Genomic DNA, 14,606 nt, shown 5'->3' with positions numbered 1-14,606 from the left:
GCTACTCACGCCTTACCGTGGATCTGTCTCCAAACTCCTAGAACACAATTCCGAAAGATCGATCTCTTTTCATTAACTTACGACGTCAATGAGCGAAAAGGCTACGTACGGCCAACATGGCTTGGATATTGCGAAACATGTCAGCTGAATCTCTGGGTGTGAAGTGATTATGTGCGACACGTTCTTTACAAGCGAGTCGGTGATGAGCCAAAGATATCAGTTTCAGTTCCCCATCATTCCGATTAAGAGAAAACAGATTAGTGCCGGTATCTCTCCGGCAAATATGAAAATCAAACAGGGAAACCGAGCCAGTTCAAGTTCCTAAACGTTGAGGAGGTATCCACAATGTTCTTGTCACGTCGACAATTTTTGAAGGTCTCAGCAGGCACCGTCGCGGCTGCCGCCGTGGCGGACAAAGTCCTGGCCCTGACGGCCCTGCAGCCGGTGATCGAAGTGGGCAATCCCTTGGGGGATTATCCGGACCGCTCGTGGGAGCGGGTCTATCATGACCAATACCGGTATGATTCCTCCTTTACGTGGGTCTGCTCCCCGAACGACACCCATGCTTGCCGCATCCGGGCCTTTGTGCGGAACGGCGTCGTCATGCGGGTGGAACAGAACTACGACCACCAAACGTATGAAGACCTGTACGGCAATCGTGGGACGTTTGCCCATAACCCACGGATGTGCCTGAAGGGGTTCACCTTCCATCGCCGGGTCTATGGGCCCTATCGCTTGAAGGGGCCCTTGATGCGGAAGGGGTGGAAACAGTGGATGGATGACGGCTCGCCGGAGCTGACCCCGGAATCCAAACGCAAGTACAAGTTCGACAGCCGTTTCTTGGACGACATGCTGCGGGTCTCGTGGGACACCGCCTTTACCTATGCGGCGAAGGCGATGATCGTCATCGGCACACGGTACAGCGGGGAAGCCGGGGCCCGGCGGCTGCGCGAGCAGGGCTATGCGCCGGAGATGATCGAGATGATGAAGGGGGCGGGGGTGCGTTGTTTCAAACACCGCGCCGGCATGCCCATTCTCGGACTCATCGGCAAGCACGGCAATACCCGTTTCAACAACAGCGTCCTGCCGTTGCTGGACACCTGGATCCGGAAGGTCGGTCCGGATCAGGCGCAAGGGGGGCGGTATTGGAACAATTACACCTGGCACGGAGACCAGGACCCCTCGCAGCCCTGGTGGAACGGCACCCAAAACTGCGATACCGATTTGAGCGACATGCGGTTCTCCAAGATGAACACGAGCTGGGGCAAGAACTTCGTGGAAAATAAGATGCCGGAAGCGCACTGGAAGCTCGAATCGATCGAGCGCGGCTGCCGCATCGTGGTCATCACCCCGGAGTACAATCCGACGGCGACGCGCGCCGACTACTGGATTCCTCTGCGACCGCAATCGGACGGGGCTCTGTTCCTCGGGGCCTGCAAGATCATTCTCGATGAGAACATGCAGGACATCGACTACATCAAGCAGTTTACCGATATGCCGCTGTTAGTCCGTACGGATACTTTGCAGTATTTGGATCCGCGGGATGTCGTGCCCAACTACAAATTTCCCGACTTTTCCCACAGCTATTCGGGCCGGATCCAATCGTTGAAATCGGATCAGATCGAGCGGCTCGGGGGCTTCATGGTGTGGGACTTGGCCAAGAAACAGGCGGTGCCGCTCCATCGGGAGCAGGTCGGCTGGCATTTCGACAAGAGCGGGATCGATCCGGCCCTGACCGGCACCTATCGGGTCAAGTTGCTGAACGGCCGCGAAATCGACGCCCTGCCGATCTACCAGATGTATCTGATCCACCTCCAAGACTACGATCTGGATACCGTCCATCAGATCACCCGCTCGCCCAAGGACCTCATTGTTCGCTGGGCGCGCGACTCCGGCACGATTAAGCCGATGGCCATCCACAACGGCGAGGGCGTCTGTCACTATTTCCATATGACGGAAACGGGCCGGGCGGCGGCCCTCGTCACGACCTTGACCGGCAATATCGGCAAATTCGGCACGGGCTGCCATACCTGGTCCGGCAATTACAAAGTGGGGATTTGGAATGCCACGCCCTGGTCCGGGGTCGGCTCCGGTGTGCATCTCTCGGAAGATCCCTGGCGGCTCAATCTGGATGCCAATGCCCATGGGAAGGAAATCAAATACCGGAATTACTATTATGGCGAGGAGCCGGGGTACTGGAACCACGGCGACACCGCCTTGATCGTCAATACCCCAAAGTATGGGCGCAAGGTGTTTACCGGCAAGACCCATATGCCGACCCCCAGTAAGATCCGGTGGGTCGTGAACGTCAACATCTTAAACAACGCCAAGCACCATTACGACATGGTGCGGAACGTCGATCCGAACATCGAATGTCTGATGACGCAGGACATCGAAATGACGTCCGACGTCAACCACAACGATATCGCCTTCGCCGCCAACTCCTGGATGGAGTTCACCTACCCGGAGATGACGGCCACGGTATCGAATCCCTGGATTCAGATTTGGAAGGGAGGCATCCGACCATTGTACGACACGCGGAACGATGCGGATACGTTTGCCGGCGTGGCGGCCAAGTTGGCCGAGATGACGGGGGACGGCCGCATGCGCGACGTCTTCCATTTCGTCTATCTGAATCGCGTGGATGTGTATGCGCAACGGCTCCTCGATGCGTCCAGCACCTTCTACGGCTACAGTGCCGATGTGCTGTTGAAGTCGGAAAAGGGCTGGATGGTGATGACTCGCACCTATCCGCGACATCCTCTCTGGGAAGAGACCAACGAGTCGAAACCGATGTGGACCAGGTCCGGGCGCATCGAGACCTATCGTGTCGAACCGGAAGCCATCGAGTACGGCGAAAACTTCGTCGTGCATCGCGAAGGGCCGGAGGCGACCCCCTACTTGCCGAACGCCATCTTCACGACGAACCCCTATGTGCGGCCGGACGACTATGGCATTCCCATCACGGCCCAGCACCACGACGACAAGACAATTCGGAACATTAAGCTGTCCTGGGCTGAGATCAAGCGTCATAGCAACCCCCTGTGGGAGAAGGGGTACCAGTTCTACTGCGTGACCCCCAAGACCAGGCATCGGGTCCACAGTCAGTGGTCGGTGAACGACTGGGTACAGATTTACGAGTCGAACTTCGGCGATCCCTACCGCATGGACAAGCGGACGCCGGGTGTCGGCGAACATCAAGTGCACATCAATCCGCAAGCGGCCAAAGACCGCGGCATCAACGACGGCGACTATGTGTACATCGACGGTAATCCTGTCGACCGTCCCTACCGCGGCTGGAAGCCGAGCGATCCCTACTACAAGGTCGCGCGGTTGATGATTCGCGCGAAATACAATCCGTCCTATCCGTACCATGTCACGATGGCCAAGCATGCACCCTTCGTCTCGACGCCGAAGTCGGTCAAGGGTCATGAAACGAGACCGGACGGGCGCGCCATCGCGATCGATACCGGCTACCAGTCCAACTTCCGGTACGGCGCGCAACAGTCCTTTACGCGCAGTTGGCTCATGCCGATGCATCAAACCGACTCGCTCCCCGGTAAATATTCGAACGGGCTCCGGATGAAGTGGGGGTTCGAAATCGACCACCATGCGGTCAATACCGTGCCGAAGGAATGTCTCATCCGCATCACCAAGGCGGAAGACGGCGGCATCGGGGGTCGTGGGCCGTGGGAACCGGTGCGGACCGGCTTCACGCCGGGTCAAGAAAACGAGTTTATGATCAAGTGGCTCAAAGGTGAGCATATTAAAATTAAAGTCTGAGGTAGACGTTCACCGTGACTCGTTAACCGTGCATCGCAGCAGAGGGTCCCGACGTTTAACGAAGAACGAGTAACGAATAACGGTCGCGACTGAAAGGAGCAACGCAATGCCTGAAGTCTATAATTGGCAGCTGGGACGCAAGATGTTGTATCCCTACGAGGAACGGCATCCGAAGTGGCAGTTTGCCTTTGTGTTCAACATCAATCGCTGTTTGGCCTGTCAAACCTGTAGCATGGCCGATAAGTCGACCTGGCTCTTCTCCAAAGGCCAGGAATACATGTGGTGGAACAACGTGGAAACCAAGCCCTACGGCGGGTATCCCCAGTTCTACGACGTGAAGATCACGCAGCTGATCGAGCAGGTCAATCCGGGTGGGCAGGTCTGGAACGTCCGGGTCGGACGGAAGCACCATGCCCCCTACGGCGTGTTCGAAGGGATGACGATTTTCGATGCCGGGGCCAAAGTGGGCCAGGCCGCGATCGGCTATATTCCGACGGACCAGGAATGGCGGTTCGTCAATATCTATGAAGACACGGCCACCTCGATGCGCGCCCTGGTCGAGGGCATCGACAAGACCGGCTTCTCTCGGGATGAACCCTGGAAAATGACCGGCAGCAGCCTCCCGGAACATGAGACCTTCTACTTCTATCTTCAACGCATTTGCAATCACTGCACCTATCCCGGCTGCTTGGCGGCCTGTCCGCGCAAGGCGATCTACAAGCGGCCGGAAGACGGGATCGTCCTGATCGACCAGAATCGCTGCCGAGGGTATAAGAAATGTGTCGAGCAATGTCCCTATAAAAAACCCATGTATCGGGGGACGACGCGGGTCAGCGAGAAGTGTATCGCCTGTTATCCTCGGATCGAAGGGAAGGATCCGCTCACCGGCGGCGAACCGATGGAAACGCGCTGCATGGCGGCCTGCGTGGGCAAGATCCGGATGCAGAGCCTGGTGCGGATCGGCGAGGATGGGCTCTGGGCCGAAGACCGGTGGCATCCGCTCTACTATGCCATCCGGGTCGAGCAAGTGGCCTTGCCGCTGTATCCGCAGTGGGGGACCGAGCCCAATGGGTACTACATCCCGCCCCGGCATTCCCCCCGTGGCTATGCCCGGCAGATGTTTGGGCCTGGTGTGGACAATGCCATTGAAAAGTATCTGGTGCCGAGTCGGGAACTGTTGGCTGTACTTCAGCTCTGGCGCGCCAGCCAGCAGATCATCTTCCGGTACGATGTCATTCCGGGGCCGAAAGTCTTCGAAACCCAGATTCACGGGAAGCGGTTCGAGATGTACAACGATACGGTGTTGGGCTTCAATAAGTCGGGGAAAGAAGTGGCCCGCATTCAAGTCGAAGAGCCCATCTATATCCGGCCGGCCGAACGGGTAACCTGGCTGTAGCGCGACCTCAAGCGCAAGGCTCCGCGGGGGCGGCGTCCGTCAAGGGTGTCGCCCCCTTCCTGTTTCAGGACGGCAAACCCTCGCGTTGTTCAGCAAACACCCATGTGACTACCCCGACCTACGCACGTATCGTAGAAAGTGCTAGGGCCGATCTAGCCAGAAACATCTATCTTTTGGCTCACCACCACTGTATCTTCAGAGCACTTGACGAGATGGATACCGTCCAGTACAGTTTTTACTTATGGCGTCCTTGCTATTCAACTGTGGAGCAATCCCGGCGTGACATCACATCAGCAGCAATCAGTGCCCTTTGCTGCACAGGCCATCCCATTTGATGAGTTTCTCGCTTCCGGTAAACTCCCAGATGGCTATCTGCATAGTGATTATGTCGCTCAGCAATTCGTCGAGCGCCTTGTGCACTATGTTCTTAGCGTGCCCGCCGGCAGTTATTCCATGGCTCAGCTGAGCCAACTCTTGGAGCAGCTCGATCCACGTACGCAGGTCTTCTTTTTCAAGCGCTTGAAGGAAACGAGTCCGGACTCTTTGAAAGATTTTGCACCCCTCTACTACGGGTTCATGAACGAGTTCCATTCCCTCCTGTTCACATAAGATTGCCAACTAAAAATACCCCTTGTCCGCACTCGAATCTCATGTATAATTGCGGCTCATCCAAACGAGAAGGAGTATAAGGAGTATTATGAATCCATCGTTACAAAGGGGAGTCACCAGTTTCTACAATTTGATTTACGAAGCACAGACTTTCGCCACTGCGATGGCAAGGATCGACACCGCTGAGCAGGAGCATTACGCCGGGCGTATTGAAGGCCTCAACTGGGTTCTCGATCGCTGTCAGGAGCTGGAGGACATGGATACCAACCTTACGCCATCGTCCCTTCAGCGAATCCTGGGGGAAGTCAAATCAGATTTGGATCATGAACTATCCGTACAGCGAAGAGAGAAAGGACGCAGAGCCGACGGACGGGAGGAAGCCCTCAATTTCGTTGCCGATTATCTCTCCAGCCTCATTACAGCAACTGAGATCGAGTCCGCCAAGGCCACCGTCTAACCCGGTCCTTTATCACAGCGCGGTCCGTGTCTCTCATGTCGCCGCATGGGTCTTGCTTTCTCCAGTCACGTCTGGAGCAGCGTGACCCAGTCGTGAGACACCAAATCGACCGGTTGTCGAACGGTATACCATGACTCTACCAGCTCACCCCCTCTCATCCAGGCTGATCGATCCAGCCGCTTCTCCCTTCTCTCGGGTGGCGTCCCAACTCCCAAAGCGACATCCGAACCCCCCATTGTTGTGGGAAATATTGATTGCTCGACCGACTGCCGTTCCCCCATCAGTTCACATTGATTAACCCTTGACCAGGACTGACAACTCTCACTAATATAAAACATGCGCTCACACAGATCAGGCCCTCCATGGCTTCCAACCACTCACCGGGCTCCCAACAACCAACCCCACTCTTCATCAGAAACCACACAAGCCCAATTCGCCTCTCTCAATGCTTCGCTCCTGTTCTGTCCTCGGTGCCGCATGGCCACCCCGACGAGAGAACGACTTCTGCTCGTTCTACCCGTCGGAAATCTTTATGAATATCTTTGTGTCCATTGTGGCACTTCGACTGGTTCAAAGACTGACAATCGCGACAAGACTGTTCAAATTGTCGCTCCTTAACCTCATCAAGTATCGATCCATCACCGGTCGGAGCATCCGACAGGGTGGTACTTAACCGGCTATCCTTATCCACTGATCCCGTATCGACACCGACACAGCCTCAGGTATCAGGCCTGACCGCATATGCCCCCCAGCGCAGGAGACTGCGCCGACCAGATACCGGCATGACTGGGACACCATGGACATTCTAGTAGAGATGGACCGTCGCTCGACGGACCAGGGTCTGGTGCCTCTCGACCCAATGCCGTCACTGCAGAGAAGTACGTCGCAGGCTGGGTCAACGAATTTGTTCCAGCGGAATGCCTTCCTCGATCAGCATCACCGGAATGTTGTCGCGGATGGGGTAGAGGATCTGCTGGTCGGCGCGAATCAGACCACCGTCGAGCACATCGGATACCGGCCGCTTCCCCAAATTCTTCACTCCGCCTCGTGCCACAGCGGCATTGAGCTTCTGAATGAGGGATTCCTCCGCCAGAGTGACCACCTGCTTGGTATCCGGGCAACAGAGGATTGCCAAAAGCTCTTTGTCAATGCTCACAGTCATCGACCTCCCATGTATGATGCCCCTAGAATATTCGAACGAGACATCTCGTGCAAGCTCTCTCATAAGGAACTCCTCATCCTCAGCCAATTCTGATACACTCGACCTGTTTTCCGCAAGCCTGGCTCGTCATGATTAAATTCTTTTGGAAGACGTGCGTGACAGGTCTCATCGTCTTGGTCCCGGCCTGGGTCACATTCTTGATTCTCTCGACTCTGTTCACCATCCTTGACGGGGTCGTCGGCCGATACATGTCGGACCCAGTCCCAGGTCTGGGCCTACTGCTATTGGTCATCCTTCTCGCTGTTGTTGGCCTCATCGGCGATCATGTCATCGGGCAAGGCCTGTTAGTAAGGCTGGAACAGCGCATTGAACGGATCCCACTCGTGCAGAGCATCTACCTCACGCTGAAAGGCATGACCGATGTTTTAAACTTCCGGTCTCGCTTTGGTAGCAGCAAAGTGGTGGCCTTTCCATTCCCGCGCGATGGATGCTGGGCATTGGGTTTCGTGATGGGGATGGCGCCTTCATCCCTCCAGGTCGAACCATCCAGCACCCTCTTCATGGTGTTCGTCCCGACCGCCATCCACCCCCTTACAGGATTTCTTGCCTTTATCCCGGAGCAGGTCCTCCGCCCGATCAATCTCCCTGTTGAGGATGCGATGAAAATGGAGTTTTCAGCCGGATTCTATAGACCCAAGCGCGGATGGCTTGACGCATCTCAATCCCTCCACTCGTGATCCAGCATGACCGAGAGCATCCACATCAGACCAGCCAGTCAAGACGATCTGGATATCATCGTCATGTTCAATGCCGCCATGGCACTCGAAACAGAGCGCCGTCAGCTCGATCTTGCAACATTGCGCCAGGGGACTCTTGCAGTCTTAGAAAGCCCCGCCTATGGATTTTATGTCCTCGCGGCACTTCCGGAGGACAAACGCTACAAGCCGGTTGGCCAGCTCATGATCACCTACGAATGGAGCGACTGGCGGAACGGCGCCTTTTGGTGGATCCAAAGCGTCTATGTCGAGCCGAATCGGCGTGGCCAGGGCGTGTTTCGAGCCATGCACGACCATATCCTCGTCAGAGCCAAGGCCGATCCACGAGTGTGCGGACTCAGGTTATACGTGGAACGAGAGAATCGCAGGGCTCAGACTGTGTACCAGCATCTGGGACTCACCCCGTCAGCGTATACGGTCTTCGAGCAAGATTTCGTCCTGGGGCATGAAATCACTTCCAAATAGGCAAGGAGTCCCAATGAAATTCCCTCATTCCTTGATTTGTCTTCTAGCAGTCGCCTCCTTGCTTCAAAGCTGCGCCTTCAGTCGAGGGACGCTAGGCGACGAACTCCAAACCGACGTTGTCAAGACCATTCAGAAAGGTACGACAACAAAGGAAGAGCTGCTTCATCTCCTAGGGGCCCCGGATCGGCTACTCGCTCTCAATGGCAGAGACGTCTTTCAGTATTATCGATACGATGCAAAGGCAGGCAGTCTTCTGCTGATCGTCCTCAATTTCACGCGTCTTTCTATCAAGAGCGACGATCTCTTCGTCATTCTCGACCGCGATGGGGTTGTCGAGGATGTGATTTCATCGAAACGGACGGAGGACCTCAAGTTCCGATTCTGGCCGTTTGGAGATTGATGTGATCAACGACTGCAAGGACATCTGCGCCTTTGTTCTGGTGGTGACTCTCGGCTTGTCCCTGTTTGGCTGTAATGTCGTTCGAATCACACTCAACAGGCCCATCACTCCGATGGATGTCGCATTCATTGTTCCGGGGCGCACTACCCTGGCTGACGTTGTGGCCAAGCTGGGAGCGCCTGACTCGATCACCGATTCCGATACGGGCCTTGTGGCTACCTATCGGTTCCTTGACTTGAAATACTCACGGATCAATTTGGGTTGGCTCGCGAAACCCTGGACACCTGTGGACCCTGATTTGATCTTTTCACGCACGGGACTCGGTGTGGACGCCTTTGAAGTGTTGTGTGATCCGAAGTGGGTGGTAGTGCACCAAGGGTTTCACCGTCATCTCTACAGACATCCTTTTCACCCCTATCCCTTCCTACAATCCCGGGACCCCACTGTTCACGAATTGCCGCCGTTCAACGCCCTCGCTATAATGACGAGCCATGGATGAGGGAATATCCGACCATCCGACCCATCACTCCAGCCACGTCCGCTCCTCCTCCTATATCCCGGCCGATAAGGACACCGAGTTTCTTCAACGCGATGAGCTTCGCTCCGTCCGCATCGGACTTGAGCTGCTCAAGCCCGAACTGATCCAAAAAGAAGAACATATCAAATCCACCATCGTGGTATTCGGGAGCGCCAGACTGAACGAGCCGACTGTCGCAAAGCAGGCGCTCAGCATGGCGGAAGAAGAAGCAACGCAAGCTCCGAACGATCCCGTTCGCCAACAACAACTCGGTATCGCCAAACGGCGGCTCGAATTGGCGAAGTATTATGATGTCGCCAGAGAATTCGGGCGGTTGGTCTCCTCGATCTGTCAGATCGGCGGTCATTGTCACTACGTCATCGTGACAGGTGGCGGACCAGGCATTATGGAAGGAGCCAACCGTGGCGCGGCGGACGTGAATGCCAAATCGATCGGGCTGAACATTGAGCTGCCGCACGAACAGCAACCAAACCCCTATATCACGCCGCGCCTCAGTTTTCAGTTCCATTATTTCGCCATTAGAAAAATGCATTTCCTCATCCGAGCCAAGGCTCTTGTGGCGTTTCCCGGAGGGTTCGGCACGGTCGATGAGTTGTTCGAAACGCTGACCCTACTCCAGACCGGGAAAATCGAGAGGCTGATTGTCGTCTTGATTGGACGAGCCTTTTGGGAGCGCTTGATCAACTGGCAACTGCTCGTTGAGTACGGCTTGATCACGGAGTCAGACCTCGCCCTGTTTCACTACGCCGAGACGGCTCAGGAGGCTTGGGACCTGATCGCACGCCACAATGGAGTGCCCACGCCATGAAACTCACATTCCATGGTGCCGCTCGCTCCGTCACCGGGAGTCGGCATCTATTGGAGGTGCCGGGCTTCCGGCTGCTGCTCGATTGCGGAATGTTTCAGGGCCGCCGAGAAGAAGCGGCCCGCCGAAACCGAGACTTGGGGTTTGAGACAAAATCCCTGGGCGCCGTCTTGCTCTCGCACGCCCATATCGACCATTCCGGTGCCCTCCCGATGTTGCCGCGGCAAGGCTTTTCCGGGAAAGTCTACCTCACCAGAGCGTCAGCCGATCTCACTGGCATCATGCTCGAGGATTCCGCTCGTGTACAAGCAAACGACTGCCGCTATGTCAACAAACAAGAGCGTCGACGTGGGAAGACCTGCATTCGGCCATTATATGATGGGGAGGACGTCCGGAGGATCGTCCGACGGTTTGAGGGAGAACGGTACGGCGATCAGCTTAAGATCGCACCTCGGATCACCGCATCGTTTCATGATGCAGGCCACATCTTGGGATCGGCTGCCGTCAGAATGAAATATACGGCGCGCGGCAATACCACCACACTCTTGTTCAGCGGCGACCTGGGTCGATCTCATATGCCCATCTTGCGCGACCCTGAGCCGCCGCCTCCCTGCGACGTGTTGATTCTCGAATCTACATATGGCGACCGCATGCATGAACAGCTCGGCGAGGAGATGAAGAAGAAGGCGCAGGATCTCCTCGACCATGCGCGGACCCACAAGAGCAAGATCATCGTGCCGGCCTTTGCCGTGGGGCGGACACAGGAATTGGTCATGCGGATCAAGGAGCTGGTCGGTGAAGGCCGCGCGGACCCGGTTCCGATCTACATCGACTCACCCCTGGCCGATAAAGCTACGGAGGTCTTCAAACGACATCCTGAGTGCTATGACGACGAAACCATCAAGACCTTCTCATCCGGTGAGGATCTCTTCTCCTCCCGCTACATCCATTTCGTGTCATCTTCTGAGGACAGTAAGCGGCTTAACGCCATGCGCGGCCCCTGTGTCATCATTTCTTCCTCCGGGATGTGCGAGGGGGGACGTATCATTCATCATCTCAAACATGCTATTCAAGACGAAGCGACTATCATCGTGTTTGTCGGCTTTCAAGCGGAACATACGCTCGGGCGAAAGCTCGTCGAAGGCTGGGACGTCGTCCCTATCTTCGGCGTGCCGACGCCAAGACGGGCTCAGATCGTCAGGTTCAATGGTCTGTCGGCACATGCCGACCGGAATGATCTCTTGGCATACGTACGAGCCATCCACCCACCACCCAGCAGCATTTTCATCGTACACGGCGAAGAGAAACAGGCTCTCTCCCTCGGCGCAGCGATCCAGGCGGAACACCCGACCATCGATGTACGGATTCCACATCAGAGTAGTACGTATGACATCTAGGTCTCTACAGTTCGTCGCAATGGGTGGCCGACATGCGGCTAGGCTGCTGGCCCTATCCTGCGCCGCTGGCCTGCTTGCCGGTTGTCTCACCCCTGCCGCAGCAGAACCGAACCAGGAACGCCACCGTCTGCGTGAATTGGGGATCGTCGTCGGACAATATCCTCCCGGTCCCCTCAACGCGATTACCGACATTGCAGGCGTAAAGGTCGGCCATACCACGTTGATCTCAGGCGTGGGCCCCTTAAAGCCCGGGCAGGGCCCTATTCGCACGGGTGTGACGGTCATCATTCCGCGCGACGACGTCTGGCACAAGAAGGTTCCGGCAGGCTCGTTCGTCCTCAATGGTACCGGTGAGATGACCGGCCTCGCCTGGGTGGCCGAGTCGGGTTTTCTTGAATATCCCGTCGCACTCACCAATACGCTCAACGTTCCACGCGTGGCCAACGGCGTGATGAGCTGGATGATCAGGCAATATCCGGAGATCGGCATTTCCGACGATACGCTCACACCAGTCGTGGCCGAATGCGATGACGGCCGATTGAACGATATTCAGGGGCGCCACGTGTCCGAGGAGCATGTCCTGGCGGCGCTCGACGGTGCCACCAGCGGGTCGGTGGCGGAAGGCACGGTCGGCGCCGGCACGGGCATGGTGTCTTATGGATTCAAAGGCGGAATCGGCACGTCATCGAGAACAGTATCCGACAAGGAAGGTGGCTATAGGGTGGGAGTCCTGGTCAACGCGAACCACGGACGAAGACCGGAACTGATGGTCGCTGGGGTCCCTGTCGGAAAGCTCTATGATCCGCCACAACAGGTCTCCGAAGCAGTCGTGCCTGGCCAGAGCGAAGGGTCCATCATCATCGTGATCGCTACCGATGCGCCGCTGGATGGGCGCCAGCTCACCAGGCTGGCCAAGCATGCGGCGCTCGGTCTGGCCCGCACCGGCTCGACGGTGCGCCACGGAAGCGGGGATTTCATACTGGCTTTCTCCACAGCCAACGTGATTCCACACTACCCGACAGCTCCTACCTACAACTTGACGCATCTCGCCGACCCTCATCTGAATCCGCTCTTCGCGGCGACGGTCGAGGCCACCGAAGAGGCCATTCTCAATGCACTCACCACGGCCACCACGGTGACCGGCCGCGACAATCACCGCATCGAAGCCATTGACCTCACCCGACTCACAACCTTGCTCGCCGAATCACGTTGAAACTGATCACCTGAATCTTGAGCGCCTGCTGTAAAGTGAGCCAAGCTTGCAAATGTAGCGATTCCCTCGCTATCCTTCTGAACGTCAACCAGGAGGGTGGTATGGGTGACTACCAGATCGGGGGCGGGTTGCAACTGCTGACCGCGGTGCAGAAGACCGAAGCCTTCGGTGAGTTCCTAAAAACCAGGATGATCCATGCCCTGGAAACAGAGGATCCGACAGAACTCCACTACCTCCTTGCGCAGGTGGACGACTACCATTCCTACCTGTGGCGATATTATAAGAAATTGGCGCAGACCAGGGCTCAGCGGATGGATCCAGGAGTCTGACTCGATCCTGTGGCGAGCCCGCGCGCCCCTCACTCATGCCGGGCTCATCGACCACCCTTCCACATCACGAGACGAGATCGTGCAATTTGCCGTGGCCCTCTCAAAAACAGAAGAGACGGAATCCGCGGCGCGGGCCGTGGTCCAGGACATTCGGACGCAGTTGAATGACGCCCCCATCGACCTTGCTTGCGTTTTCTTTTCAGCGCATCACGTCGCCGAGGCCGACCTCTTGGTCCATGTGCTGAGGGAGACCCTTCGTCCAAGCCTCCTGATCGGCTGCAGTGGAGAGGGCGTGATCGCCGGAGCAGAGGAATTGGAAACCGTCCCGGCGATCACCGTCTGGGCCGCCGTCCTTCCCCACGTCAACCTTCACCCGCTGCGATCATCGTTTTCATCGGCGCACGATCAATTTCACCTCTCGGGATGGCCAGAGCCGGGCGTTCCAGAGGCGTCGTTCCTCTTACTCGCCGATCCATTCACCGTGCCGGTTCAGGATATCCTTGGGCTTATGGAGGAGCGCTATCCTGGAACGAAGGCGGTCGGAGGATTGGCCGGAGGTGGACAAGAGGCCGGCATGAATCGATTGGTCCTCAACGATCAAGTCCTCGATGGCGGGTTAGTGGGTGTCCGTCTCACGGGGGCCGTGGATATTCGGCCGATCATCTCCCAGGGCTGTCGCCTGATCGGTGACCGGTTCGTCGTGACGAAGGCCGAACGCAATTTCATTCACGAACTTGGGGGCGTGCCGGCTTTGGAGCGATTGCAGGCAATCTTCGAATCGCTGACGCACGAAGACCGGCAGCGCGCTCATCGGGCGCTACATCTCGGTATCGTGATCGACGAACATCGGAATCGCTTCGAGCGGGGAGACTTTCTCATTCGGAATCTCCTCGGAGCCGACCGTACCACTGGTGCTATCGCCATCGGCGATGTGGTGCAAGAAGGCCAGACCGTGCAGTTCCATCTGCGCGATGCTGAATCAGCAGCGGAAGATTTGAACCTTCTGTTGGCGACCGACCGAGCCCGCCATCGGCATCCTCCGCTCGGCGGGCTCCTCTTCAGCTGTTGCGGCCGTGGTCGAGGGCTCTTTGGGCGGCCGAACCACGATGCGGCCACGACTACGGAACGTCTGGGACCGATTCCCATCGCGGGTTTCTTTGCGCAAGGGGAGATAGGGCCCATTGGAAACCGCAATTTCTTGCATGGGTACACGGCTAGTCTGGCGCTCTTTGCCGAACGGAATTCCTAGCAATTCCATAGTTGACCACGCCGTCTC

General features: G+C 56.8%; 14 protein-coding genes. 13 read left to right on the top strand and 1 reads right to left on the bottom strand.

Annotated features, from left to right (window positions below; translation table 11 throughout):
* The first annotated feature begins 345 nt into the window (after positions 1 to 345).
* The 4 genes from P0119_00705 (at position 346) to P0119_00690 (ending at position 6,245) form a co-directional block, all read left to right on the top strand.
* Positions 346 to 3,783 (top strand): molybdopterin-dependent oxidoreductase, encoded by a 3,438-nt coding sequence (locus P0119_00705; protein MDF0664572.1) that lies wholly within the window; start codon positions 346 to 348, stop codon positions 3,781 to 3,783.
* 106 nt (positions 3,784 to 3,889) lie between these two features.
* Positions 3,890 to 5,179: a nitrate oxidoreductase subunit beta gene (locus P0119_00700; protein ID MDF0664571.1), complete on the top strand. Its 1,290-nt coding sequence runs from the start codon at positions 3,890 to 3,892 to the stop codon at positions 5,177 to 5,179.
* Between the two features lie 279 nt (positions 5,180 to 5,458).
* Positions 5,459 to 5,788: a hypothetical protein gene (locus P0119_00695; protein MDF0664570.1), complete on the top strand. Its 330-nt coding sequence runs from the start codon at positions 5,459 to 5,461 to the stop codon at positions 5,786 to 5,788.
* An 88-nt stretch (positions 5,789 to 5,876) separates the two neighbouring features.
* Positions 5,877 to 6,245, top strand: coding sequence for a hypothetical protein (locus P0119_00690; protein MDF0664569.1), 369 nt, complete (start codon positions 5,877 to 5,879; stop codon positions 6,243 to 6,245).
* A gap of 895 nt (positions 6,246 to 7,140) precedes the next feature.
* On the opposite strand, the gene P0119_00685 is transcribed toward P0119_00690, so the two are convergent.
* Positions 7,141 to 7,407, bottom strand: coding sequence for a hypothetical protein (locus P0119_00685; GenBank protein MDF0664568.1), 267 nt, complete (start codon positions 7,405 to 7,407; stop codon positions 7,141 to 7,143).
* A 155-nt stretch (positions 7,408 to 7,562) separates the two neighbouring features.
* On the opposite strand from P0119_00685, the gene P0119_00680 reads away from it, so the two are divergent.
* From P0119_00680 to P0119_00640, 9 genes are all read left to right on the top strand, one after another.
* The gene (locus P0119_00680; protein ID MDF0664567.1) at positions 7,563 to 8,144 is read left to right on the top strand and encodes a DUF502 domain-containing protein; all 582 of its coding nucleotides are present in this window, start codon (positions 7,563 to 7,565) and stop codon (positions 8,142 to 8,144) included.
* Positions 8,145 to 8,150: 6 nt separating this feature from the next.
* Positions 8,151 to 8,648 (top strand): GNAT family N-acetyltransferase, encoded by a 498-nt coding sequence (locus P0119_00675; GenBank protein ID MDF0664566.1) that lies wholly within the window; start codon positions 8,151 to 8,153, stop codon positions 8,646 to 8,648.
* A 13-nt stretch (positions 8,649 to 8,661) separates the two neighbouring features.
* On the top strand, positions 8,662 to 9,048 hold the full coding sequence (locus tag P0119_00670; protein MDF0664565.1) for a hypothetical protein: 387 nt from the start codon (positions 8,662 to 8,664) through the stop codon (positions 9,046 to 9,048).
* 1 nt (position 9,049) lies between these two features.
* Positions 9,050 to 9,547: a hypothetical protein gene (locus P0119_00665; GenBank protein ID MDF0664564.1), complete on the top strand. Its 498-nt coding sequence runs from the start codon at positions 9,050 to 9,052 to the stop codon at positions 9,545 to 9,547.
* Positions 9,540 to 10,394 (top strand): TIGR00730 family Rossman fold protein, encoded by an 855-nt coding sequence (locus tag P0119_00660; GenBank protein MDF0664563.1) that lies wholly within the window; start codon positions 9,540 to 9,542, stop codon positions 10,392 to 10,394. Before P0119_00665 ends, P0119_00660 begins: the two co-directional genes overlap by 8 nt.
* A complete protein-coding gene (locus tag P0119_00655) occupies positions 10,391 to 11,788 on the top strand; it encodes an MBL fold metallo-hydrolase (protein MDF0664562.1) in 1,398 nt (465 codons plus the stop codon). Before P0119_00660 ends, P0119_00655 begins: the two co-directional genes overlap by 4 nt.
* Positions 11,778 to 13,001, top strand: coding sequence for a P1 family peptidase (locus P0119_00650; protein ID MDF0664561.1), 1,224 nt, complete (start codon positions 11,778 to 11,780; stop codon positions 12,999 to 13,001). The genes P0119_00655 and P0119_00650 overlap by 11 nt, the downstream gene beginning before the upstream one ends.
* A 101-nt stretch (positions 13,002 to 13,102) precedes the next feature.
* Positions 13,103 to 13,330, top strand: a complete 228-nt coding sequence (locus P0119_00645) for a hypothetical protein (protein MDF0664560.1) — start codon at positions 13,103 to 13,105, stop codon at positions 13,328 to 13,330.
* A gap of 79 nt (positions 13,331 to 13,409) precedes the next feature.
* On the top strand, positions 13,410 to 14,579 hold the full coding sequence (locus P0119_00640; protein ID MDF0664559.1) for an FIST N-terminal domain-containing protein: 1,170 nt from the start codon (positions 13,410 to 13,412) through the stop codon (positions 14,577 to 14,579).
* Positions 14,580 to 14,606: the final 27 nt, after the last annotated feature.

This window comes from Nitrospira sp. (genome assembly GCA_029194665.1).
In the GTDB taxonomy this organism is placed as follows: Bacteria; Nitrospirota; Nitrospiria; order Nitrospirales; family Nitrospiraceae; genus Nitrospira_D.
This window is presented reverse-complemented; position numbering and strand designations above follow the sequence as displayed.

What these genes read in the sequence shown, in the direction of transcription:
- P0119_00685 (MDF0664568.1), bottom strand. Translation starts at nt 7,407, where the DNA reads ATGACTGTGAGCATTGACAAAGAGCTTTTGGCAATCCTCTGTTGCCCG.
- P0119_00705 (MDF0664572.1), top strand. Translation starts at nt 346, where the DNA reads ATGTTCTTGTCACGTCGACAATTTTTGAAGGTCTCAGCAGGCACCGTC.
- P0119_00650 (MDF0664561.1), top strand. Translation starts at nt 11,778, where the DNA reads ATGACATCTAGGTCTCTACAGTTCGTCGCAATGGGTGGCCGACATGCG.
- P0119_00670 (MDF0664565.1), top strand. Translation starts at nt 8,662, where the DNA reads ATGAAATTCCCTCATTCCTTGATTTGTCTTCTAGCAGTCGCCTCCTTG.
- P0119_00660 (MDF0664563.1), top strand. Translation starts at nt 9,540, where the DNA reads ATGGATGAGGGAATATCCGACCATCCGACCCATCACTCCAGCCACGTC.
- P0119_00690 (MDF0664569.1), top strand. Translation starts at nt 5,877, where the DNA reads ATGAATCCATCGTTACAAAGGGGAGTCACCAGTTTCTACAATTTGATT.
- P0119_00655 (MDF0664562.1), top strand. Translation starts at nt 10,391, where the DNA reads ATGAAACTCACATTCCATGGTGCCGCTCGCTCCGTCACCGGGAGTCGG.
- P0119_00645 (MDF0664560.1), top strand. Translation starts at nt 13,103, where the DNA reads ATGGGTGACTACCAGATCGGGGGCGGGTTGCAACTGCTGACCGCGGTG.
- P0119_00675 (MDF0664566.1), top strand. Translation starts at nt 8,151, where the DNA reads ATGACCGAGAGCATCCACATCAGACCAGCCAGTCAAGACGATCTGGAT.
- P0119_00700 (MDF0664571.1), top strand. Translation starts at nt 3,890, where the DNA reads ATGCCTGAAGTCTATAATTGGCAGCTGGGACGCAAGATGTTGTATCCC.